Origin of the sequence: Bradyrhizobium sp. HKCCYLRH1034 (genome assembly GCF_051168375.1) — a bacterium.
Classification (GTDB): Bacteria; Pseudomonadota; Alphaproteobacteria; order Rhizobiales; family Xanthobacteraceae; genus Bradyrhizobium.
In genome coordinates this window covers 582,196-605,238 of the sequence record NZ_JBNPUW010000003.1, presented here as the reverse complement: position 1 = coordinate 605,238, position 23,043 = coordinate 582,196, and the positions used below count along the sequence as shown (strand labels likewise).

General features: G+C 66.5%; 22 protein-coding genes. 10 read left to right on the top strand and 12 right to left on the bottom strand.

The features are described 5' to 3' along the window. Positions 1-132 precede the first annotated feature (132 nt). On the top strand, positions 133-1,119 hold the full coding sequence (locus ACQR0W_RS09785; protein ID WP_316170090.1) for a GGDEF domain-containing protein: 987 nt from the start codon (positions 133-135) through the stop codon (positions 1,117-1,119). Positions 1,120-1,140: 21 nt separating this feature from the next. Here ACQR0W_RS09785 and ACQR0W_RS09780 read toward each other — a convergent pair whose 3' ends face one another. Beyond that, positions 1,141-2,838 (bottom strand): sensor domain-containing diguanylate cyclase, encoded by a 1,698-nt coding sequence (locus tag ACQR0W_RS09780; RefSeq protein WP_315716809.1) that lies wholly within the window; start codon positions 2,836-2,838, stop codon positions 1,141-1,143. Positions 2,839-2,947: 109 nt separating this feature from the next. Between ACQR0W_RS09780 and ACQR0W_RS09775 the strand changes: the two genes are divergently transcribed. Continuing rightward, on the top strand, positions 2,948-3,634 hold the full coding sequence (locus ACQR0W_RS09775) for a YggS family pyridoxal phosphate-dependent enzyme (RefSeq protein WP_316166397.1): 687 nt from the start codon (positions 2,948-2,950) through the stop codon (positions 3,632-3,634). A gap of 26 nt (positions 3,635-3,660) precedes the next feature. Here ACQR0W_RS09775 and ACQR0W_RS09770 read toward each other — a convergent pair whose 3' ends face one another. Both ACQR0W_RS09770 and ACQR0W_RS09765 read right to left on the bottom strand, forming a co-directional pair. Next, positions 3,661-4,446: a 2-keto-4-pentenoate hydratase gene (locus tag ACQR0W_RS09770; protein ID WP_315750505.1), complete on the bottom strand. Its 786-nt coding sequence runs from the start codon at positions 4,444-4,446 to the stop codon at positions 3,661-3,663. A 23-nt stretch (positions 4,447-4,469) separates the two neighbouring features. Continuing rightward, positions 4,470-5,018 (bottom strand): L,D-transpeptidase family protein, encoded by a 549-nt coding sequence (locus ACQR0W_RS09765; protein ID WP_316170004.1) that lies wholly within the window; start codon positions 5,016-5,018, stop codon positions 4,470-4,472. Positions 5,019-5,265: 247 nt separating this feature from the next. On the opposite strand from ACQR0W_RS09765, the gene ACQR0W_RS09760 reads away from it, so the two are divergent. Together ACQR0W_RS09760 and ACQR0W_RS09755 are read left to right on the top strand one after the other, a co-directional pair. After that, on the top strand, positions 5,266-5,952 hold the full coding sequence (locus tag ACQR0W_RS09760; protein WP_315716813.1) for a response regulator transcription factor: 687 nt from the start codon (positions 5,266-5,268) through the stop codon (positions 5,950-5,952). A gap of 66 nt (positions 5,953-6,018) precedes the next feature. Next, positions 6,019-6,462 carry a cyclic nucleotide-binding domain-containing protein gene (locus tag ACQR0W_RS09755; RefSeq protein ID WP_315716814.1) on the top strand — a complete coding sequence of 148 codons (444 nt, stop codon included), beginning with the start codon at positions 6,019-6,021 and terminating at the stop codon, positions 6,460-6,462. Between the two features lie 22 nt (positions 6,463-6,484). On the opposite strand, the gene ACQR0W_RS09750 is transcribed toward ACQR0W_RS09755, so the two are convergent. From ACQR0W_RS09750 to rsmI, 4 genes are all read right to left on the bottom strand, one after another. Continuing rightward, the gene (locus ACQR0W_RS09750) at positions 6,485-7,303 is read right to left on the bottom strand and encodes an exodeoxyribonuclease III (RefSeq protein WP_316170005.1); all 819 of its coding nucleotides are present in this window, start codon (positions 7,301-7,303) and stop codon (positions 6,485-6,487) included. Between the two features lie 113 nt (positions 7,304-7,416). After that, positions 7,417-8,358 (bottom strand): glutathione synthase, encoded by a 942-nt coding sequence (gshB, locus tag ACQR0W_RS09745; protein WP_315716816.1) that lies wholly within the window; start codon positions 8,356-8,358, stop codon positions 7,417-7,419. 33 nt (positions 8,359-8,391) lie between these two features. Continuing rightward, entirely contained in the window at positions 8,392-8,802 is a 411-nt protein-coding gene (locus tag ACQR0W_RS09740; protein ID WP_315716817.1) for a YraN family protein, read from the bottom strand. Further along, entirely contained in the window at positions 8,789-9,748 is a 960-nt protein-coding gene (gene rsmI / locus ACQR0W_RS09735; protein ID WP_316170006.1) for a 16S rRNA (cytidine(1402)-2'-O)-methyltransferase, read from the bottom strand. The genes ACQR0W_RS09740 and rsmI overlap by 14 nt, the downstream gene beginning before the upstream one ends. Positions 9,749-10,051: 303 nt before the next feature. On the opposite strand from rsmI, the gene ACQR0W_RS09730 reads away from it, so the two are divergent. After that, positions 10,052-11,260, top strand: a complete 1,209-nt coding sequence (locus ACQR0W_RS09730) for a penicillin-binding protein activator (protein ID WP_316170007.1) — start codon at positions 10,052-10,054, stop codon at positions 11,258-11,260. Between the two features lie 13 nt (positions 11,261-11,273). Here ACQR0W_RS09730 and hemW read toward each other — a convergent pair whose 3' ends face one another. Genes hemW through rph form a run of 3 tightly spaced genes read right to left on the bottom strand, consistent with a single transcriptional unit; the run spans position 11,274 to position 13,772 of the window. Continuing rightward, positions 11,274-12,431: a radical SAM family heme chaperone HemW gene (hemW, locus tag ACQR0W_RS09725; RefSeq protein ID WP_315825685.1), complete on the bottom strand. Its 1,158-nt coding sequence runs from the start codon at positions 12,429-12,431 to the stop codon at positions 11,274-11,276. Continuing rightward, positions 12,418-13,062 carry an RdgB/HAM1 family non-canonical purine NTP pyrophosphatase gene (gene rdgB, locus ACQR0W_RS09720; protein WP_315825684.1) on the bottom strand — a complete coding sequence of 215 codons (645 nt, stop codon included), beginning with the start codon at positions 13,060-13,062 and terminating at the stop codon, positions 12,418-12,420. Before rdgB ends, hemW begins: the two co-directional genes overlap by 14 nt. After that, positions 13,059-13,772 carry a ribonuclease PH gene (rph, locus tag ACQR0W_RS09715; protein WP_315716822.1) on the bottom strand — a complete coding sequence of 238 codons (714 nt, stop codon included), beginning with the start codon at positions 13,770-13,772 and terminating at the stop codon, positions 13,059-13,061. The genes rdgB and rph overlap by 4 nt, the downstream gene beginning before the upstream one ends. A 164-nt stretch (positions 13,773-13,936) precedes the next feature. Between rph and hrcA the strand changes: the two genes are divergently transcribed. Then, a complete protein-coding gene (gene hrcA / locus ACQR0W_RS09710; RefSeq protein ID WP_315716823.1) occupies positions 13,937-15,025 on the top strand; it encodes a heat-inducible transcriptional repressor HrcA in 1,089 nt (362 codons plus the stop codon). A gap of 132 nt (positions 15,026-15,157) precedes the next feature. Then, positions 15,158-15,778, top strand: coding sequence for a nucleotide exchange factor GrpE (gene grpE / locus ACQR0W_RS09705; protein WP_315716824.1), 621 nt, complete (start codon positions 15,158-15,160; stop codon positions 15,776-15,778). A 156-nt stretch (positions 15,779-15,934) separates the two neighbouring features. On the opposite strand, the gene ACQR0W_RS09700 is transcribed toward grpE, so the two are convergent. Then, a complete protein-coding gene (locus tag ACQR0W_RS09700; RefSeq protein ID WP_315716825.1) occupies positions 15,935-16,870 on the bottom strand; it encodes a hypothetical protein in 936 nt (311 codons plus the stop codon). Positions 16,871-17,079: 209 nt separating this feature from the next. Continuing rightward, complete coding sequence (locus ACQR0W_RS09695) at positions 17,080-18,588, bottom strand: hypothetical protein (RefSeq protein ID WP_316166395.1); 1,509 nt, start codon at positions 18,586-18,588, stop codon at positions 17,080-17,082. A 420-nt stretch (positions 18,589-19,008) separates the two neighbouring features. Here ACQR0W_RS09695 and dnaK point away from each other — a divergent pair, with 420 nt between their 5' ends. The 3 genes from dnaK (at position 19,009) to ACQR0W_RS09680 (ending at position 23,019) form a co-directional block, all read left to right on the top strand. After that, complete coding sequence (gene dnaK, locus ACQR0W_RS09690) at positions 19,009-20,904, top strand: molecular chaperone DnaK (RefSeq protein ID WP_315716827.1); 1,896 nt, start codon at positions 19,009-19,011, stop codon at positions 20,902-20,904. 145 nt (positions 20,905-21,049) lie between these two features. Continuing rightward, entirely contained in the window at positions 21,050-22,180 is a 1,131-nt protein-coding gene (dnaJ, locus tag ACQR0W_RS09685; RefSeq protein WP_315716828.1) for a molecular chaperone DnaJ, read from the top strand. Positions 22,181-22,416: 236 nt separating this feature from the next. Beyond that, complete coding sequence (locus ACQR0W_RS09680) at positions 22,417-23,019, top strand: class I SAM-dependent methyltransferase (protein ID WP_315716829.1); 603 nt, start codon at positions 22,417-22,419, stop codon at positions 23,017-23,019. The last annotated feature ends 24 nt before the right edge of the window (positions 23,020-23,043 follow it).

Here is a 23,043-nt window from a genome sequence, read left to right as displayed (position 1 = left end):
GAATGGGAGACTGAGTGCATACATCCAGGCATCAGCCCGCATCTGGGATCACTCCACATCGTGTCCGGCGCTACGTTCGACGAGCTTGACTTCGAGTACGCGACGACGGTCGCGGAAAAGGCCATGAAATCCATGGCTCAACAGCGCGTGCCACCGACGCCTAACAACTTCCATCTGTGGTTCAAGTACTCACTGGGCTCGGCGTCGGATCTCAAGCGCGCCGTCGACATCCTGGTCAGCAACAAGCGCAAATTCGACAAGACCACCAACCAGGCGCTGTTCGACACGTACATCGGCCAGCAGGGTACGGAAGCGGCTGTCGTCCACAAAGTCTCGCAGCAGTTGCATGGCGTGATGGACTCCGCCAAGCAGTATCTGACGGCCGCGATCGCCGACAACCGCACACACATGGCGGCGATCGATGGCGTCGCCGAACGCAGCGAGCAGGGCGTCGATCCGAAGATCCTGATCGAGAACCTGGTCAGCGAGCTCGCCCAGGCGACCGCGCGTGCGGCGAAACTCGAAGCGAGCTTTGCCGAGAAGTCACGCGAGCTCGACACCATCCGAGACTCGCTCAACAAGTCGGAGCAGCGCGCACGCACGGACACGCTGACCGGATTGCCGAACCGGCGCGCGCTCGAAGAGTTCTTCCGCCATGCGCAGGTCGAGGCGATGGAGCGCGACGAACCGCTCAGCGTCCTCCTGATCGACGTCGACCACTTCAAGAAGTTCAACGACAATTACGGCCATGGCGTCGGCGATCAGGTGCTGCGCCTTGTCGCCAAGGCATTGCGCGAGCGCGTTCGCGACAAGGATCTTCCCGCACGCTACGGCGGCGAGGAACTGATCGCGGTGCTTCCGCAGACCGACCTCGAAGGTTGCACCGTCATCGCCGAGCGCATCCGGCGCACCATCGCCGATTGTCAGTTCACGCGGCGCTCGACCGGCGAGGTGCTGCCGCAGATCACGGTGTCAATCGGCGTCGCCCAGTTCCAGTTCGGCGAATCGATGGCTGATCTGATCGACCGTTGCGACCGCTCGTTGTATCTCGCCAAGAAGCTCGGCCGCAACCGCGTGGTCAGCGAGCTCGAGCTCGACCAGAAGCTCGCGGTCGGCTGATCGCAGGCCGCCGCCGCAGCCCTATCCTGCGCGTGCCACGCCGCTCCTGTCATCCGCGACATCCGCGAAGCCATGCGCGATGACCGTGTTGCGGCCGCGATGCTTGGCCGCATAGAGCGCGGCATCGGCGGCTTCGATCAGGTCGGAGGGCGTCAGCGACTCGTTCGGCCGGGTCGAGGCGACACCGACGCTCACGGTGACGCACCGATGCGCCGACGTCGCGTGCGGCAGCTCGAGCTCGAGAACCGTGGCGCGTACCTGCTCGCCGACCGCGAGCGCCTCTCTGGCGCCCATGCCCGGTAACAACAGGCAGAACTCCTCACCGCCATAGCGGCCGGCGAAAGCCGTCATTGCGCCGGCGATCTGCGACAGCGTCTCGCCGAGACGTGACAGGCAGGCGTCACCCTCAGGGTGCCCATACGTGTCGTTGTAGAGCTTGAAGTGGTCGACGTCGATCATCAGCAGCGACAGCTCGGTGCCGGCCTGCTGCGCGCGGCTCCATTCGACGTCGATGCGGTTCTGGAAGCCGCGGCGGTTGGCGAGGCCCGAGAGCATGTCGATCGACGCCATCACCGTCAGCCGGTCATTGGCGGCGACCAGCTCGCGCTCGCGCTGGCCGAGCTTGGCGGCCATCGCATTGAAGGACTTTGCCAGCGGAACGAACTCCGACGGCAGATGCTTGGTGGTGACGCGCGCCGACCAGTGGCCGTGGCCGAAGCGCTTGGCGGTCGCCGCGAGCATGCTGACGGGCTTCACGATCAGCTTCTCGGCGGCGATCAGCGCGCCGAGCAGCACGATCAGGCAGACGAGGCCAGCCTGCAGATAGGCGTTGCGGATCTCGCGGTCGATGGCGGCGGTGACGCGGGTCTCATCGATGCTGACGATCAGCCGCGATCCGGTGTCGGCGATCCGAGTGAAGGTGATCGCGCGCTTGGAGCCATCCGCCGCCGTGAAACTCATCGTCTCGGTCGGCTTCCCCGAACTCAGGGCGGTCTCGGCAACGGCCGACAACAACGGCACGCTGTCGAGCGGCCGGCCGATCAGCTCGTTGCGGTCGGCGGGCGCCGCCAGCACGGTTCCTTCGCTGTCGACCAGCACCGCCGTGATGCCGGGGCGGCCGCCAAGATTGTTCATGATCTTGGACATCCATTCCAGGTTCACGCTCGCCAGCATCACCGCGTCCGGCTCGCCGGTGATCGCGCCGACCGGATAGGCGGCCATGACGATCGGCACGTGCGACGGCTTCGACAGCAGGTAGTCGCTGAACACGAAATCACGTGATTCCTGGGCGCCACGGAAATACGGCCGGTCGCTGAAATCGAGCCCGACATATTGGTTGTTGGTCGAGCACTGGATGCGGCCGTCGCGGCCGGCGATCATCAGGGTGCGGATCCACGGCAGGGTCGCCGGCAGGCTGGCGCGCATCATGTCGCAGCTGCGGCTCACGCCGGTGCTCGACGCCCGGACATAGGCCGTCGACTTCAGTACCGTCTCCACCGACATGATGACCTCGCGCTGCATGTCGGCGCTTTGCCGGGCGAGGCCGGAGAATTCCTCCGATGCGAGTGCGATCTGCCTTGTCCTGGCGCTTTCCAGCGAGCGCGCGCGTTCCAGCATCAGCGGCGCGACCAGGATCAGGGCGAGCAGCGCCAGCCGGGCGCGGATCCCCATCAGCCGGTTCAGCTTCACTCTATTGCGATTGAACCGGATGCTTGGCATTTCTTCCCCCTACCCCCGGCCGTGAAGGGTAAGGAGAAGGGCTCAAGAACCCTTTCTCGAACTCTGTAAAATTGCAGTCAAACCCGTAAATCTACCGACGGACGCCATCGTGCCTGATGAATCGAACGCCTCAACCTCGTCCTCGCCGTCCGCGCTCGCCGCCGTCGAGCAGGAGATTCTGCGCGCCTGCCGCGACGCCAAACGCGATCGCGGCTCGGTCACGCTGATCGCTGTGTCGAAGACCTTCGATGCCGACGCGATCGAGCCGGTGATCGCGGCCGGACAGCGCGCGTTCGGTGAAAATCGCGTTCAGGAAGCCAAAGCCAAGTGGCCGCCGCTGATGGCCGCGCATCCGGGGCTCGCACTGCACCTGATCGGGCCGCTGCAATCCAACAAGGCCAAGGAGGCGGTCGCGCTGTTCGACGCCATCCATTCGGTGGACCGGCCAAGCCTGTGCGTGGCGCTTGCCAAGGAGATTTCCGCCCAGGGCCGGCATCCGCAGCTGTTCGTCCAGATCAATACCGGCGAGGAGCCGCAGAAGGCGGGCATCGCGCCCGGCGACGCCGACGCCTTCATCGCCGCCTGCCGCACGGATTACGGGCTCGCGATTTCAGGGCTGATGTGCATTCCGCCGGTCGACGAAGCACCGGGGCCGCATTTCGCGCTGACTGCCAAGATCGCCGCCCGCAACGGCCTCGCGCATCTGTCGATGGGCATGAGCGCCGATTTCGCCACCGCCATCCAGTTCGGCGCCACGCATGTCCGGGTCGGCTCGGCGATCTTCGGGCATCGCTGAAGGAGGGGCGCGGTCGCGGCCGGTCCCTACTCGAACCGCACCGATACCTGCCCCAGATCGCCGAAATCGGCCTCCATGTGGTCCCCGCTGCCGATCGGCAGCGGCGGATGACAGGTGCCGGTCGTGACCACCTGCCCTGCCCGCGCGGGCACGCCGAGCGCGCTGAGCTCGTTGACCAGCCAGGCCAGCGCTATCAGCGGATCACCGAGCACGTTGCGGCCGTGGCCGATGAAGGTCTCGCCACGCAGCGCGATGCGCGGCCGCTCCGCGATCAGGTCGCGGCTGCGCCAGTCGGCGGTGCTGGCCTCGCCCAGCACGAACAGATGCGCGCAGGCATTGTCGGCGATCAGTTGCGCCTCGCCGGCGCTGACGAAGTCGGCGAACCGCGAATCGGGAATTTCGATCGCGGGGTGCAGCGTGTCGACCGCGGCCAGCACCTCCGCGACATCATAAGGTGTCGGTCTGGGCGGCAGATCGCGTCCGAGGCGGAACGCGAATTCCGGCTCGGCGACCCGCATCGCGTTGCCGGCCATCGACGCGGTGCCGCCGACCGGCAGCACCGTTTCGGCCAGGATCCGCCCGGCCATCGGACCGGCGACATTGATATGGCGCTGGCCGGCCTCGCTGGTCGCCGCAATCTTCCAGCCAAATAATGGCTTGGGCGAGTGGCGCTCGAGCTCGGCCTGGATGGCATAGCCTTCGGCGCGGTCTCTCGGACGCAGCTCCGGCGGCAGCTCTGCCAGCTTGCTGCCTTCGCTCCAATGCTGGCGCAGGATGCCCGCGGCGCTGGCTGGCTGATCCGGTGCGCGCATGACGTCCTCCCCCAACTCGCTTCTCATTCGATGACGATTCTGGTGCGCGGACCGATTCTTTGCAACAGACGCAGCATCGCCGGCCGGGTCATGGCCACGCAGCCTGCGGTCGGGCCGAAATTCGGCCGCGCCAGATGCAGGAACACGGCGCTGCCGCGGCTGGCGATCCGCGGCCGCGTGTTGTGGTCGATCTCGATGATGAAATCGTACAGATGGTCCTGGCGCGCCAGCCGGTCTCCGGGATGGTCGCCGTGCAGCCGGATCGCCTGGTTGTAACGCCGGTCGGCCGGGTCCTCGCACCACGCATCCTCCGGGCCAATCGGCCGGACCGGCAGAAAGGTGCGCGGACGCGAATGACGATCGGCCCGCCACCACAGCCGCCGGGGCCGGAAGGTCCCCCTGGGGGTGCCACCATCGCCCTCGCGCTTGTTGGCCAGGACGCCGCCGCGGCCGAGCGCCACCGGGATGACATGGCCCCAGACATGGAGCCAGCCGCGCTGCCGCGACCCGGCTTTGGTGCGAATCGAGATCCGCGATGCTGGTATGCCAGGCTTCACCTTCGCTAACGACATGAAACAACCTGCCTTTTCATTGCCATGGATTGCCCGGTAATTGCCTTAATGTCGGCAAATGGTCCGCCGCGAGGGTCGAACAGGACAATCATCTCAATCCCTGCTCAATTCTGGAGTAGAGTCCCGGGCGCTTGTGAATCGGTAACAGCCCCCTACTTCAAGACGGAACAGGGCTGATGAGCCTGTTTGCCCACCGTTGACGGCGCCACCCATTCGATCCCGCCGGCGCCACCTAGAGGATTGTACAATGGCCAATGCCCGCAAGATCCTGATCGTGGATGACGACACCGATCTGCGCGATGCCCTGATGGAGCAGCTCTCGCTGCATGACGAGTTCGAAGCCCAGGCCGTCGATACCGGCGCCAAAGGCGCCACCGCCGCAAAGGCCAATTCACCCGACCTGGTTCTGATGGACGTCGGCCTGCCCGACACCGATGGCCGCGAAGTGGTGCGGTCCCTGCGCAAGGGCGGCTTCAAGGCGCCGATCATCATGCTGACCGGGCACGATACCGATTCGGACACGATTCTCGGGCTCGAATCCGGCGCCAACGACTATGTCGCCAAGCCCTTCCGCTTCGCCGTGCTGCTGGCCCGCATCCGGGCCCAGCTTCGCCAGCACGAGGCCAGCGAGGACGCGGTGTTCTCGGTCGGCCCCTACAGCTTCCGGCCGGGCTCGAAGATGCTGACCGGCGCCAACGCCCGCAAGGTCCGCCTGACGGAGAAGGAAACGGCGATCCTGCGCTTCCTGTACCGCGCCGGCCAGCAGCCGGTGTCGCGCGAGACGCTGTTGCAGGAGGTCTGGGGCTACAATTCCGGCGTCACCACCCACACGCTGGAAACGCACATTTACCGTCTGCGGCAGAAGATCGAGAAAGATGCCGCGAATCCAGAGATTCTGGTGACGGAGGCCGGTGGCTACAAGTTGGTACCGTGATAGGTTCGGGGATGGCGGTTTCGCCATTTATGATATTGGTTCCATTCAGCCTTCCCCGGGCCCTTGATGTCGATCGAAGACGATATTGCGCTATTGGAGCGCGTCCCAACATTGCGCCTGCTGGGAAGCGACTCGCTGCGCATGATCGCCATCGGCTCCGAGCAGCGTAACATCCAGAGCGGAGAGACCCTGTTCCGCGAGGGGGACACCGCCGATTGCGGCTATGTCGTGCAGCGCGGATCGTTGCGCATCAGCGATGAGGTCGGTGCCGAGATCGTCGCCACGCCGACCATGCTGATCGGCGAGCTGGCGCTGCTGGTCGAGATGCGGCGCCCGGCGACCGCGACGGCCCTGGAATATTCGACCGTGGTGCGGATCTCGCGCAGCCTGTTTCAGCGTGTGCTGGAGAGCGACGCCAAGGCGGCGCGCCGGCTGCGCGACGAGTTCGCCCACCGCGCCAGCCGAATCGCCAATGACATCATGGCGGCCGGGGCCAAGCTCACGTCGTGATCTTCGTGACCGCGCGGGTCTGCTACGACACGTCCAGCGTCACCGTGACCGGCACGTGATCCGACGGCCGCTCCCAGCTGCGGGCGTCGCGCAGGATCCTGAAGTCGCTGACCCGGTCCTTCAGTGCGCGTGACACCCAGATGTGGTCGAGCCTTCGGCCGCGATCGCCGACGGTCCAGTCGGCCGCGCGGTAGCTCCACCAGGTGTAGACCTTCTCCGACATCGGGATGCGCTCGCGAGCGACGTCGACCCATTCGCCATGGGTCTGCGCCGCCAACAGCTTTTCACATTCGATCGGCGTGTGCGACACCACCTTCAGGAGCTGCTTGTGCGACCAGACATCGTGCTCATGCGGCGCGACGTTGAGATCGCCGACCAGGATATGCCGGTCGTCGCCGCGTGGATGCAGCGGCTCGCACGCCTTCATTTCGTCGAGGAATTGCAGCTTGTGCTCGAATTTCGGATTGAGCGCGGGGTCGGGAATGTCGCCGCCTGCGGGCACATAGAAATTGTGCAGCACCAGCGGCTGCGCGAGCTGCGCCTTTTCGCCGAACGCCACCGTGATGTGGCGCGAATCCACCTTGTCGCAGAAGGTGCGGACGTTGGTCTCCTCGAACGGCCATTTCGAGATCACGGCGACGCCGTGATAGCCCTTCTGCCCGTTCAGCGCGACGTGCTCATAGCCGAGCCGCTTGAAGCGCTTCAGCGGAAAGGCGTCGTCGATGCACTTGGTCTCCTGCAGGCACAGCACATCGGGCCTGACCTGCTTGATGAGCTTGGCGACGAGGTCGATGCGCAGGCGCACCGAGTTGATGTTCCAGGTGGTCAGGATGAGACGCATGAGACCCGCGTCATATCATGAATTGCGGCGATGTCAGCGACTCCGCCTCGCCTCCGACGCACCGGACTGAGCGCGTTGGTTGGCGTTATCCCCAGCCATGTGACGGCGCCTGATCAGCGCCGTTTGCTCTCGATGACGTCCCATACGCGGGCGGCGATGTCGGGTCCGCCGAGCCGCGAGATCGCGCGGATGCCGGTCGGCGACGTCACGTTGATCTCGGTGAGGTTGCCGTCGATCACGTCGATGCCGACCAGCAGCAGGCCGCGCGCGCGCAATTCCGGACCGAGCGTGTCGCAGATCTCGCGCTCGCGTGCGCTGAGATCGGTGGCCTGCGCTGCGCCGCCGCGCACCATGTTGGAGCGCAGATCGTCTGCTGCCGGCACGCGGTTGACGGCGCCGGCGAACTCGCCGTCGACCAGGATGATGCGCTTGTCGCCGTGCTTCACCTCGGGGAGGAAGCGCTGGATCACCCAGGGCTCCTTGAACGTCACCGAGAACATGTCGAACAGCGAGCCGAAATTCATATCCTGCGGCATCACCCGAAACACCGCCGCGCCACCATGGCCATGCAGCGGCTTCATCACGACAGCGCCGTGCTGATCGCGGAAGGCGTTGATCTCGTCGAGATCGCGCGAGATCAAGGTCGGCGGCATCAGTTGCGGGAAGTTCATCACGAACAGCTTTTCCGGCGCGTTGCGGACGCTTGCGGGATCATTGACCACCAGCGTCTTCGGATGGATGCGCTCGAGGAAATGCGTCGAGGTGATGTAGGCGAGATCGAACGGCGGATCCTGCCGCAGCAGCACGACATCAAAGGATGTCAGCGCGGTCGGTTTCGGTTCGCCGAGCGTGAAATGGTCGCCGACCTGGTCGCGCACCGTCAGCGCCTGCACCGGCGCATAGAGCTCGCCGCCGCGCAGCGACAGCTTGTCGGGCGTATAGTAACACAGGCCATGGCCGCGCCGCTGCGCTTCGAGCAGCATCGCGAAGGTCGAGTCGCCGCGGATGTTGATGCGCGCGATCGGGTCCATCTGGACGGCGACGTTCAGTTTCATGGGCAGGTCCCTGCTCTCTGCAATCAGTTCATGTCAGGTGCTGGCGTCGAACGCCGCTACCAGATGGCGCGGCAGGCTGCGCGGCGCAACCAGAATCGCGTCGAAGCGCAGCTCCAATTCGGCATGGTCGGGATGCGCCATCAACCAGGCCTGCGCGGCATCGATGATGCGCTGCTGCTGGCGCGGCGTCACCGCATAGGCGGCATCGTCGAGCGAGGCACGCGCCTTGACCTCGACGAAGGCAACCAGGCCGCGCCTGCGCGCGATGATGTCGATCTCGCCTTGGGGCGTGCGGAAGCGTTTGGCGAGGATGCGATAGCCCTTGGCGATCAGCAGCGCTGCGGCGCGGGCTTCCGCCGATAATCCGGTGCGGAAGGCGGCGACGCGTTCGGGTGCCGCCGTCTTCGCCGGCTTGTCAGGGGAGACGCGCTCAGTCTTCGCCATCGGCCGACCCTGACCGCGCGTCCTTCACCAGCTCGAGCGCGCGCGCATAGACTTCGCGGCGCGGCCGGCCGGACAGCTCGACGGCATGCATCACGGCATCCTTGACGCTCGATCGCTGCAGCAGATCCTTCAACACGGCGTCGAGCGCATCCGGCGTCAGCACCCCGGCGCCGCGCGGCGGCGGACCGATCACCAGCACGAACTCGCCGCGCGTTTCGAGATCGCCGGCCTCCGCAGCGAGATCGCCGATGGCGCCGCGCAGCACCTCCTCGTGCAGCTTGGTGAGCTCGCGGCAGATCGCGGCCTGGCGTCCCGCCATGGCATCGGCGAGGTCGGCCAGCGTCTCCTGCACCCGGTTGCCGGCTTCGAACAGGACCAGCGTCGCGTCGATCCGCGCGAGCTCGGACAGCCGCGTACGCCGCGCCTGCTGCCTGGCCGGCAGGAACCCCTCGAAGAAGAAGCGGTCGGTCGGCAGCGCGGCCACGCTCAGCGCCGCGAGCACGGCGGAAGGTCCCGGCAGCGCGGTGACGGCATGCCCGGCCTCACACGCCTCGCGCACCAGCTTGTAGCCGGGATCGGAGATCAGCGGCGTGCCGGCGTCCGACACCAGCGCGATGGCCGCGCCTTCGGCGAGGCGCTGCAGGATCCTGGGTCTGACGGCTTCGGCATTGTGCTCATGATAGGCTGCGAGTTCCGCGCTGAGGCCGTAGCGCTCGGTCAGGCGCCGCGTGATTCGCGTGTCCTCGCACAAGATGAGGTCGGCGCCGGCCAGGGTTTCCAGCGCGCGCAGCGTGATGTCGCCGAGATTGCCGATCGGCGTCGCCACCAGATGCAATCCAGGCCGCGCCTTGGGCGCCGCAACGATCTGCCCCGCCACCAGATAGGTCGACGTGGTGGAAGATTTGCCGTCGTCCGGCGACGTCTTGGGGATTGCCTTCGCGCCCATCGAGGTAATTTAAAGGGCCTGCCGCGGGATTGCCACAGGGGAACAGCCGCGCAGCGATTTTGAAGTGCCGATCGGCATGGGGGGGGGTGCCGTTCATCGCAGCTTCAAGTTCGAAGCTGCACCTCGATGAGGGTGTGTACGAGCAGGGGAAAGGCCGTGCAAAACGTCGAATTGATCGGCTGTGTGGCGCTGACAGCCTTTTGTTTTGCTTAACTATTCGTCGACAATATGAGCGAATCTGCACGACCTGCGGACGTGCGTTTGGGGAACTTCTGGCCGGACTCGGCCGAACGAAGAGATGCCATGGTGGGCCCGCGTCATCCCAACTCTCTCGGTCCGGGACCCCATGGGGTCGCCCGGCGAACGGCGCTGGGCCTGATCGTCGGCGCGCCGCTGCTGTCGGCGTGCTCCAACGTCCAGCAGGGCTTCAATCCGTTCGAGCAGCCGACCGCGCCGGCGGGACCGCCGCAGCAACCGGCGGTGGCCGGCAACGGCCAGGTCAAGGTCGGGCTGATTCTGCCGCTGTCGGCGTCGGGCAATGCCGGCGTCGCCGCGCAATCGATGAAGAACGCCGCCGAGATGGCGCTGGCCGAGTTTCAGAACCCCAACATCCAGCTCCTGATCAAGGACGACGCCGGCAGCCCGCAAGGGGCGCAGCAGGGCGCGCAACAGGCCTGCGACGAAGGCGCCGAGATCATCCTCGGCCCCCTGTTCGCGGGCTCGGTGCCGGCGACGGCCCAGGTGGCGCGCGCGCGCAACATCTCGGTCATCGCCTTCTCGACCGATTCGAGCGTGGCGGGGCGCGGCGTCTATCTGCTCAGCTTCCTGCCGGAGTCCGATGCCAGCCGCATCGTCGAATATTCCGCCAGCGTCGGCAAACGCTCGTTCGCGGCGCTGCTGCCCGACAATGCCTACGGCACCGTCGTCGAGGGGGCGTTCAAGACCGCGGTCAGCCGCCGCGGCGGACGCATCGTGGCATTCGAGAAATATTCCGGCGACCGCAACGGGCCTGCGCGCACGGTGGCGCAGGCGCTCGGCGGCGCCGATGCGCTGCTGCTGGCCGATGACGGCGAATCGGTCGCGGCGACGGCCGATGCGCTGACCGCTGCCGGCGCCAATCTGCGCAACATCCAGTTGCTCGGCACAGGGCTGTGGGACAATCCGCGCGTCTATGCCAGCGCCAGCCTGCAGGGCGGCCTCTATGCCGCGCCGGATCCCTCCGGCTTCCGCGCCTTTGCCGGCCGCTACCGGACGCGATTCGGCGGCGATCCCGTACGTACGGCGACCCTCGCCTATGATGCGGTGGCGCTCGTGGCCGCGTTGGCGCGCACCCAGGGCAACCAGCGTTTCGCGCCCGATGTCCTTACCAATGCATCCGGCTTCGCCGGCATCGACGGGCTGTTCCGGTTCCGCAGCGACGGCACCAATGAGCGCGGGCTTGCGGTGATGCGCGTCGGTTCTGGTGGCGGACAGGCGGTCGCCGGCGCGCCGAAGAGCTTCAGCGCGACGTGAGTCGCAGCACTTCTCAGGCGGCGAGGTCGGCGACGACCGCGTCGAGCACCGGAAAGCCGTCCTGGGTTACCCGTAGCCGCCCGTCCGGATCGACCGCGATCGCGCCCTCCTCGCGCAGCAGCGCGATGCGGCGCGGATCGAGCCTGCGGCCGGAGATCCTTGCGTAGCGCTGCGGGTCGATGCCCTCGGCCAGTCGCAGCCCCATCAGCAGGAATTCGTCGGCGCGCTCCTCGCGGTTGAGCTCGTCGTCGGTCATGACACCATGACCGTTGGATTCGACCCGCATCAGCCAGGCTTCCGGCCGCTTGTCGGTCGCGGTCGCGTGCCTGATGCCGCCGATGTCGAGGCGGCCATGGGCGCCCGGGCCGATGCCGGCATATTCGTGGCCGCGCCAGTAGACGAGGTTGTGCCGGCACTCCGCGCCGGGCCGGGCGTGATTGGAAATCTCATAGGCCGGCAGTCCGTGACGGCCACAGATCTCCTGCGTGACGTCGTACAAGGTGCGCGCCAGGCCTTCGTCCGGCGTCTTCAGCTTGCCTGCGGCGTGCAGGCCGAAGAACGGCGTGCCTTCCTCGATGGTCAGTTGATACAGCGACAAATGCTCAGCCGCCTCGCCGATCGCCCGCGTCAGCTCTTCGGTCCACATCGCCGGCGTCTGGTCGGGCCGCGCGTAGATCAGATCGAACGAATAGCGCTCGAATGCATGGCGCGCGATCGCCACCGCCTTCATCGCCTCTTCAGCGGTGTGCAGGCGGCCGAGCATCTTGAGCGACGCATCGTCCATCGCCTGGACGCCGAGCGAGACCCGGTTGACGCCGGCGGCGCGATAGCCGGCAAAGCGGGTCGCCTCGACGCTGGTCGGGTTGGCTTCGAGCGACACCTCGACATCGCCAGCGACGTGCCAGTGCCGGCCGATCGCGTCGAGAATGGCGCCGACCGTCTGCGGCTGCATCAGCGACGGGGTGCCGCCGCCGAGAAAGATCGACGTGACGGTGCGCGGCCCAATGCGGGCGGCCGTGGTCGCGATCTCCTGCGCAAAGGCGCGGGCGAAGCGGTCCTGATCGATGGCGGCATGCCGGACGTGGCTGTTGAAGTCGCAATACGGACATTTCGACAGGCAGAACGGCCAGTGCACATAGACGCCGAACGCTTCGCTGTCAGCGCTGCTCAAGACAGATCTCCGCGAGTTTCACGAAGGCGCGCGCCCGGTGCGACAGGCCGAGCCCGAGCGGCGGCAGGCCATGTTTCTCGATGCTGGTCATCTCGCCGAAGGTCCGGTCGTAGCCCTCTGGCAGGAACATCGGGTCGTAGCCGAAGCCCGCCGTGCCACGCGGCGGCCAGACCAGGGTGCCGTCGACCCGCGCCTCGACCTCCTCGACGTGACCGTCCGGCCACGCCACGCACAGCGCCGAGACGAAATGGGCGCTACGCTTGTCGGCACCAGTCGCGTCCCGCTCCTGCAGGAGGCGCTCGATGCGCGTCATCGCGCCGCCGAAATCCTTGTCCGGTCCTGCCCAGCGCGCCGAATAGATCCCCGGCGCCCCATCGAGCGCATGAACCACGATGCCGGAATCGTCGGCAAAGGCAGGAAGCTGCGCGGCTCTGGCCGCGGCGACCGCCTTGATGCGGGCGTTGGCCTGGAAGGTCTCGCCGGTCTCATCCGGCTCGTCCAGGCCGAGATCGCCGGCCGACACCGCCTCGACGCCATGGGGGGCGAGCAGCTCGCGCATCTCGGCAAGCTTGCCGGGATTGTGGGTCGCAATGATGATGCGACCGGTGAGCTTGCGGTGCGGGCTGTTCACGCGACCGCCATCTTCTGCAGGTCGACCAGCCGCGCGACGCCCTTGCGGGCGAGCGCCATCAGCGCCAGGAATTCGGCCTCGGTGAACGGCGTCTTCTCCGCCGTGCCCTGCACCTCGATGATGCGGCCGTCGCCGGTCATGACGAAATTGGCGTCGGTCTCGGCCTCGGAGTCCTCGGCGTAGTCGAGATCCAGCACCGGCGTGCCGTTGTAGATGCCGCAGGAGATTGCGGCGACGTTGGCGCGCAGCACCTCGGTCTTGATCATGTTGCGCGATTTCATCCACTTGATGCAGTCGGCCAGCGCCACCCAGGCGCCGGTGATCGACGCCGTGCGCGTGCCGCCATCGGCCTGCAGCACGTCGCAATCGACCGTGATCTGGCGCTCGCCGAGCGCTTCCAGGTCGATCGCGGTGCGCAGCGAGCGGCCGATCAGGCGCTGGATCTCGACGGTGCGGCCGGTCTGCTTGCCGGCGGAGGCCTCGCGCCGGGTCCGTTCCAGCGTGGCGCGCGGCAGCATGCCGTATTCGGCGGTGATCCAGCCGCGTCCCTGGCCCTTGAGCCAGGGCGGCAGCCGGTCCTCGAGCGTGGCGGTGACCAGGACATGGGTGTCGCCGAACTTCACCAGGCAGGAGCCCTCGGCGTATTTGACGACGCCGCGTTCCAGGCTCACAGCCCGCAGTTCATCCGGTGCACGGCGGCTCGGCCGCATGATTCTCTCCGTGAAAGCGCGCGAAAGACCGACTTTGACCGGCCTTGTAGGAGCCGGGAACGGCAGCGGCAAGGGTTTATCATGGCTTCGCCCGCGAGCGCCGACCGGCTTGCCACCGAGCCGCCGCATGGACACATTATAGGCAGCTGGGAGGAGTGCATCTGGTGGCCCACCACGATCCGATCAACCTGATGACACCGCCGGCCGGTCTGGCGCATCTGAACGAGCGCTCGCGCGAGATCTTCCGGCAGATCGTCGAAAGCTATCTGGCGACCGGCGAACCGGTCGGCTCGCGCAACATTTCGCGGCTGATCGCGGTTCCGCTGTCGCCGGCCTCGGTGCGCAACGTCATGGCCGATCTCGAGCAGCTCGGCCTGATCTACGCGCCGCACACCTCGGCCGGCCGGTTGCCGACCGAGGCTGGCCTGCGCTTCTTCGTCGACGCCCTGATGCAGGTCGGTGACATGACGGAGGCCGAGCGGCAGTCGATCCAGAGCCAGCTCGCGGCCGTCGGCCAGGCGCAGTCGGTCGAAGCGGCGCTGGACGAAGCGCTGACCCGGCTGTCGGGTCTGACCCGTGCCGCTGCCGTGGTTCTCACCGCCAAATCCAACACCCGCCTGAAGCACATCGAGTTCGTCAGGCTCGAGCCCGAGCGCGCGCTCGTCGTTCTGGTCGGTGAAGACGGACAGGTCGAGAACCGGGTCCTGACCCTGCCGCCGGGCGTGCCGTCGTCGGCGCTGACCGAGGCGTCCAATTTCCTCAATGCCCGCATCAGAGGACGGACGCTGGCGGAAGCGCGGCTCGAGCTCGAGACCGCGCTGGCGCATGACCGTGCTGAGCTCGATCAGTTGACGCAGAAGGTGATCGCCGCCGGAGTCGCGAGCTGGTCCGGAGGGGACAGCGACGAGCGGCAGCTCATCGTGCGCGGCCACGCCAACCTGCTCGAGGACCTGCATGCGCTCGAAGATCTCGAGCGTGTCCGGCGGCTGTTCGACGATCTCGAGACCAAGCGCGGCGTCGTCGATCTGCTCGGACGGGCGGAGAGCGCGGAAGGTGTCCGCATCTTCATCGGCTCGGAGAACAAGCTGTTCTCGCTGTCGGGCTCGTCGACGATCGTGTCGCCCTATTCCGACGCCACGGGGCGCATCGTCGGCGTGCTCGGCGTCATCGGTCCGACCCGGCTCAACTATGCCCGGGTGATTCCGACGGTCGATTATGCCGCGCGTCTGGTCAGCCGGCTGCTGGGTGGCTGACGCGTGACTTGGTTCACCCGCGGACAGCGCCTCCGGGCGCAATGGTCAGGCTGCGCTTGATTTTCGACGCCCAAAGCACGATATCCCGCCCCATATCCCCCAAACCCGTCAGCCGAACTTGCGAGTCTGTCCATGACCGATCCCGACCTGCATAAGAATGATCCGGAAAACCCGGCGCAGGCCAGCGAACCCGTCGTCTCCAAGCCCTACATCATGCCCGATGATCCTGAGGCCGGCTCGGCCGAGGCCCTTGCCAAGGAGGCGGCCGACGCGCGCGACAAGATGCTGCGCACGCTCGCGGAGATGGAGAACCTGCGCAAGCGGACGGCCCGTGAAGTCGCCGATGCGCGCATGTACGGCATCACCGGCTTCGCCCGTGACGTGCTCGATATCGCCGACAATCTGCAGCGCGCGCTCGATGCCGTGCCGGCCGAGACACGCGCCAATGCCGATGCGGGCCTGAAGTCGCTGATCGAGGGCGTCGAGCTCACCGAGCGCTCGCTGCTCAACACGCTGGAGAAGAACGGCGTCAAGAAGTTCGATCCGACGGGACAGAAGTTCGACCCCAACTTCCAGCAGGCGATGTACGAGGTCCCGGATCCGTCGGTGCCGTCCGGTACCGTGGTGCAGGTCGTGCAGGCCGGCTTCATGATCGGCGAGCGCGTGCTGCGCCCCGCGCTGGTCGGCGTGTCCAAGGGTGGCGCGAAGGCGGCGCCGGCGGCGAGCAACGATCAGTCGAACAGCGCCGCCTGACGGCGAGCCTAGGCAGGCGTCCCGCTGCCGTCCTGTCGATCGAATGAACAAGCCACGGGCAACGATGCCCGTGGCTTCTTGTTTGTCGGCGCGACTTTGTAGTCCGTCTCACGGCGAGTGGCCAACGTGATCACGACGTCCGATGCCGGGCTGGTCTCAGCCTCTCGGCTGGATGCCGTCGCGGACGGCGCGGAAGCGCGGGAAGGCCGCCGACCACTGGTCGCGCGGCGCGCTGCCGATGATCCGCAACGTGTTCGGCCCGCCGAAGCGCAGCCACTGCACCACCGTCACCGGCGTATTGTCCTTGCCGCTGGTGGCGTCGATCCGGGTCTCATAGGCCGGCTGGCCGTCGATGCGGATCGGCTCGGACATCGTGATGCGCGCTTCGCGGACGCCCGGAATGGTGGTGGCCGCCTGCTGCGCGACGCGCGCGCGGTCGCCTGCCTCCGGGGCGACGCCGGCCACCAGCCCGATCACCACGAAGGGCGCGGCCTCGAAGCCCTTGTCCTCTTCGCCATCGGCCAGGATCAGGGCGCCCGGCCCGAGCGTGCGGATGGTCTTGAACCCGGAGAGGTCGGTGACCTTGAACGGCATCATCGCGAGCTGCTCGTCGACCGGAACGTCCTTGCGGACGACGGCGGAGGCGAACATCTGGCGCACGGCATCGTCGGTATAGATCCGGCTCGCGGTCTCCGGGATCTGCACGGCCACGTAGCCGGAGAAGCCGTTGCCGGGCAGGATCATCGAGTAGCGCCGCACTGGCGTGGCGCCATCCCGGCCGTTCTCCACCGTGTAGTAGGCGGTGCCGGCAGCGGTCTCGATGCTCTCCGGCTTGACGCTGCCGGTCCCGGCGGGATTGGCGGTAAACGCATTCTTCACCTCGCCATAGGCGGCCGCCGGCAGTTCGGTCAGCAGCACCTTGACGCTCTGGTCCTCGGTTTCGAAGCCGGAGAACGTCTTGGCCTTGGCGAGCCCCACCAGGGGCGCGAGCCCGATGCGGACGCCGGGCGGAAATATGGCGTCGGCGGCCAATGCGGGGTGCAGCAGCGACATCAGCAGGGTGGCCGCGGCGAAAAATCGAACGATCATCATCAACATTGCCTCGTTGACCGAGGCCTCGTGCCGAGGCGGTCGGGATCCTCGCCAGCGTGGTCTTCGGCGGGCACGCTTTTAGCGGCTTTACGCCCCCCGCAACAGGCCGGGCGCGCGGTTTTGATCGCCTGCGGCGATTGGCGGGACCCCCGCGGGGGCGCATTTCGCGGATAATTCGCCTCGAAAGGCGGATTCAGGATGGTCCAGCGCTAGCTGCGCTTCAGGATTTCGACGCCGTCGACGGTCTGTACCAGCACATAGGGCTCCAGCAGAGCCCTGAGTTCGGGGTCGGAACGCGCCCAATCGCCCCAGTCGCTGTTCTGATTGTCGATCAGGACGACGTCGGGCGGCTGTTTCCGGAAGTCGGCGACGATCCCGGCGCGTTCGCGTTCCACGTAGGGCGCGAGCCTCTGCGCCGTCTGTGAATCGATGGTTCCGTCCTGTTGCGAGCGGCGAACGATTTCCCGGACCCAGAACGCCTCCTGGCGCGAGATCCAGGTGCCATCGAGGGTCCGCACCATGGGGTGGCCGATGACCGCAGCCGCGCTGAGCACCAGCATGCTCGGGTGCGGACCGAGCCGCGCCACCTGGGCTTCGATCTGCCGGACGTCGACGCTGCCATTGAACCAGAAGCAGGTCTGCACGAACAGCACGGCGCCGGCGAGAGCGGTGGCGGCACGCGGCCAGCGTCGCGCGTCGCGGCTGCTGTCGATCGCCGACACCGCAAGGCCGGCGGCAAGCAGCGCCAGCGCGACCATGGGGTAGGCGTGATAGCCCCAGCCTTTCTGCTGCGCGACGAACGACACCAGGAAGCCGAGCGATCCGGCCAGCGTGGTGAAGGACGCCGCGTCGCGCTCGTATTGCCGGCGCTGCAGGAGGAGGACGATGATTGCCGCGGCGAGCCACAGGCCCATCGGCAGAGTGACGAGGATGGTCGGTACGGGCGCCTTCAGAAGCAGATAGACGTCGCGGACCAGCGGATAGATGACCGTGAAATATTCGGGAAAGAACAGGTAGATGCACGCCGCGTTGAGCAGCACCAGGGCCGCGGCGATCCAGTTCTCCAGCGCGAGCAGCACGCGCCAGTCGCGCGCCTGCGCGGCGGCGGCGAGAATGCAGAAGCCGACGCTGAAGGCGAAATAGGGCTTGAAGCTCATCGTGAGGCCGGCGCTGAGCCCGGCGATGAGGATGGCCGTCGGGGCTACCCGCTCGCCCTCGGCGCGCAGGATATACACCGCGATCGCCGGCAATATCGTGATCAGGGCCAGATGTTCCCGCTGGCCGAAATCATACATCGGCGCGATCAGGAGCAGGGCGGTCGTCCACGCCGCCAGCCGGCCGTCCGCGAGCCGATGGCGCAGGGCCGATGTCCGCAGCACCAGCCACACCAGCGTCAGGGATGCCGCGGTCAGTGCGAAGATCAGGATATTCGTCGCCAGCTCGGGCCTGAGATGGATCGCACGCGCCAGTGCGACCGCCAGAAGATAGACCGATCCCGCCATGGGCGGATTCGTCTCGAGGATGTCGACGTAGAGTCGCTGGCCATCGAGCATGCGCTCGCTGACGAGGAGCCACCAGCTGACGTCGACATTGAGGGGAAGGACGTACCGCAGCCACGCGGCTGCAACCACGATGGCGCAGATCAGCAGTCTCGGGAACGTGGCCTGGCCGGCTTCACGCGCGCGTTGCGGAAAGCCCCAATCGGTGTCGATGACCATGCCTCATTCCCGTCCCAGGAGTGCGGCAGGCTAGGGCCCGTGGGTTAACAACGCATTTCGGTCGTTGGGGCAGATCAGCGGTACCGGGTCTGTCGCACTTGCCGGCGATCGCACACCCTGCATTTCGCACCAGCCGTTCGATGTGCCGACAGGTGGACCCGCGCAGTCGCCTCCGGTCCGAGCCGCCGTTCCGCGTCGCCGCCGGGCCCGATGGGCCGCTCTGATGTCTCCATGATGACCTTGGGCGGCGGCCGTGATTTTCGTGGGGTCGAACCCCTGGTCCGGTCCTTGCGGGCCACTCCCCCCCTCCTATATGACGCTCATCGTCGCAATATCGCGAGCATTTGATCTGAGGGGGTTTTGGATGGGGGCGCCGTCAGGGCCCCACCCAACCTGCCGCAAAAAGAAGGATATGAGACCATGGGAAAGGTCATCGGGATCGATCTCGGCACCACGAATTCGTGCGTGGCCGTCATGGACGGCAAATCGTCGAAAGTCATCGAGAACGCCGAGGGCATGCGCACCACGCCGTCGATCGTCGCCTTCAGTGACGACGGCGAACGTCTGGTCGGTCAGCCGGCCAAGCGCCAGGCCGTGACCAACCCCGAGCGCACCTTCTTTGCGGTCAAGCGCCTCATCGGCCGCCGCTACGACGACCCGATGGTCGAGAAGGACAAGAAGCTCGTCCCCTACAAGATCGTCAAGGCCGGCAACGGCGACGCCTGGGTCGAGGCCGACGGCAAGACCTATTCGCCCTCGCAGGTCTCCGCCTTCATCCTGCAGAAGATGAAGGAGACCGCGGAAGCCCATCTCGGCCAGAAGGTCGACCAGGCCGTCATCACCGTCCCCGCCTATTTCAACGACGCCCAGCGTCAGGCCACCAAGGACGCCGGCAAGATCGCGGGCCTCGAGGTGCTGCGCATCATCAACGAGCCGACCGCGGCCGCGCTCGCCTACGGCCTCGACAAGACCAAGGCCGGCACCATCGCGGTGTACGACCTCGGCGGCGGCACCTTCGACGTCTCGATCCTGGAGATCGGCGACGGCGTGTTCGAGGTGAAGTCGACCAATGGCGACACCTTCCTCGGCGGTGAAGACTTCGACATGCGTCTGGTCAGCTACCTCGCCGACGAATTCCAGAAGGAGCAGGGCATCAACCTGCGCAACGACAAGCTCGCTTTGCAGCGCCTCAAGGAAGCTGCCGAGAAGGCCAAGATCGAGCTGTCGTCGACCACCCAGACCGAGATCAACCTGCCCTTCATCACCGCGGACCAGTCCGGTCCGAAGCATCTGACGATGAAGCTGACCCGCGCCAAGTTCGAGGCGCTGGTGGCCGACCTCGTCGAGAAGACCATCGAGCCGTGCCGCAAGGCGCTGAAGGATGCCGGCCTCACCGCCGGCGAGATCGGTGAAGTGGTGCTGGTCGGCGGCATGACCCGCATGCCGAAGATCCAGGAGATGGTGAAGCAGTTCTTCGGCAAGGAGCCGCACAAGGGCGTCAACCCCGACGAGGTGGTGGCGATCGGCGCGGCCATTCAGGCCGGCGTGCTGCAGGGCGACGTCAAGGACGTGCTGCTGCTCGACGTGACCCCGCTGTCCCTGGGCATCGAGACCTTGGGCGGCGTGTTCACCCGCATCATCGACCGCAACACCACGATCCCCACCAAGAAGAGCCAGGTGTTCTCGACCGCCGAGGACAATCAGAACGCGGTCACCATCCGGGTCTTCCAGGGTGAGCGCGAAATGGCGGCCGACAACAAGATGCTCGGCCAGTTCGACCTGATGGGCATTCCGCCGTCCCCGCGCGGCATGCCGCAGATCGAGGTGACGTTCGACATCGACGCCAACGGCATCGTCAACGTGTCGGCCAAGGACAAGGCCACCGGCAAGGAGCAGCAGATCCGCATCCAGGCCTCGGGTGGTCTGTCGGAGGCCGATATCGACAAGATGGTCAAGGACGCCGAGGCCAACGCCGTGGCGGACAAGAAGCGCCGCGAGGCGGTCGACGCCAAGAACCATGCCGACGCGCTGGTGCACTCGACCGAGAAGGCTCTGGCCGAGCATGGCTCGAAGGTCGCCGACACCGAGCGCCGTGCCATCGAGGATGCCGTCAGCGATCTCAAGGAAGCGCTGAAGGGCGACGATGCCGAGGCGATCAAGGCCAAGACCAATACGCTGGCCCAGGCGTCGATGAAGCTCGGCGAGGCCATGTACAAGCAGCAGGCCGAGAGCGATGCGGCCCGCGACGCCGCCAAGGATGACGTGGTCGACGCGGAGTTCACCGAGGTCGACGACGACAAGAAGAAATCTGCTTAACTGAGGCAGAGGTAGTGACCATGACCCCCATGCCAAAGAGCGCTTTCAGCGGCTCGTTGGATGGGGGTCATTTTCATTGACCCGGAACGCGCGCGGCGATCGCGCCAGCCGTTCCTGTTGGGCGAAGTTCGGGCGGGTTTGATTGATGTCCACCAAGCGCTGCTACTACGAGACCCTGGAAGTCGAGCGCGACGCCGACGAGAGCAAGCTCAAGGCCGCCTTCCGCAAGCTGGCCATGAAGTGGCACCCGGACAAGAATCCGGGCGATGCCTCCAGCGAAGTGAAATTCAAGGAAATCAACGAGGCCTATGAGGTGCTGCGCGACGCCGACAAGCGCGCCGCCTACGACCGCTATGGCCACGCCGCCTTCGAGCAGGGCGGCATGGGCGGGGCGCACGGCTTCGGCGCCGGCTTCGCCTCCTCGTTCTCCGACATCTTCGAAGACCTGTTCGGCATGGCCGGGCAGCGCCGTGGCGGCACCGGACGCGAGCGCGGTGCCGATCTGCGCTACAACATGGAAATCACCTTGGAAGAGGCGTTCCAGGGCAAGACCGCACAGATCGAAATTCCGGTCTCGGTGACCTGCGAATCCTGCTCCGGCACCGGCGCCAAGGCCGGCACCAAGCCGAAGACCTGCGCGATGTGCGGCGGCGCCGGCCGCGTGCGGCAGGCGCAAGGCTTCTTCACCCTGGAGCGGACCTGCCCCGGCTGTCACGGCCGCGGCCAGATGATCGAGGACCCCTGTCCGTCATGCTCCGGCTCCGGCCGCGTCACCCGTGACCGCACGCTGTCCGTCAACATTCCCCAGGGCGTCGAGGACGGCACCCGCATCCGTCTCGCCGGCGAGGGCGAGGCGGGCCTGCGCGGCGGGCCGCCGGGCGATCTCTACATCTTCCTGTCGTTGACTGCTCACGAGTTCTTCCAGCGCGACGGCGCCGACCTACACTGCCGGGTGCCGATCTCGATGGTGACCGCGGCGCTCGGCGGCGAGTTCGAGGTGCCCACGATCGACAAGGGCAAGACCAAGGTGAAGATTCCCGCCGGTGCGCAGTCCGGGCGCCGGTTCCGGATCGCGGCCAAGGGCATGCCGGTGCTGCGCTCGCGCCAGACCGGCGACATGTATGTCCAGATCGTTGTCGAGACGCCGCAGAACCTGACCAAGAAGCAGCAGGAATTGCTGGCCGAGTTCGAGAAGCTGTCCTCGGGAGCAACCCAGCCCGAGGCCGCCGGCTTCTTCACCAAGGTCAAGGACTTCTTCGGCAAGGCGGCGAGCTGAGCCGTGAGTGCAGAACCGCGGGGCCGCATGCTTTCGCTGAACGGCATCGGAATGTCGATGTCGAGCGAATTTGCTGCTCCGCACATGCAAAAAATTATCGAATGCAACTGTAAGAGCGCGGACCCGCCAGCCTTAATCGTACGTTACGGTTCGGCTTGACCGCCCCGCCTGCGCCCTATACGTCTTTGTGACTCTTTTCTGACATCGCCGTGAAGACGGTCCCGTCTGGTACTGAGATGCCCCTGCAAACGTCCGTGCGTGCGTCGAAAAAGCCTCTCCGTCTGGACGACGAAGTGCGCTTCCTCCGCTCATGGATCGAAAAGCCGCTGCACATGGGCGCCGTCATGCCGTCGGGCCGACTGCTGGCCCGCACCATGGCGCAGTACGTCGATCCGCACGGGACAGGCCCCGTCATCGAGCTCGGACCGGGCACCGGCGCGATCACCAATGCGCTGGTCGAACATGGCGTCGATCAGAAGCGGCTGGTGCTGGTCGAGTACAATCCGGGCTTCTGCGCCCTGCTGCGCGACCGCTACCCGCAGGCCAAGGTGGTCCAGGGCGACGCCTATCGCCTTCGCGACACGCTCTGGAACGTGCTCGGCGCCCCGGCCTCGGCCGTCGTCTCCGGCCTGCCGCTCGTGACCAAGCCGATGCTGACCCGCATGAAGCTGATCCGCGATGCGTTCGCGGCGATGTCGCCGAATGCGCCGTTCGTGCAGTTCACCTATTCCGTCGTGCCGCCGATTCCGAAGTCGCTGCCTGGCGTTACCACGCAGGCCTCCGAGCGCATCTGGATGAATCTTCCGCCAGCGCGCGTCTGGGTGTATCGCAAGCCCTGACCGGCGGCCGCGATCCTTCGTGGC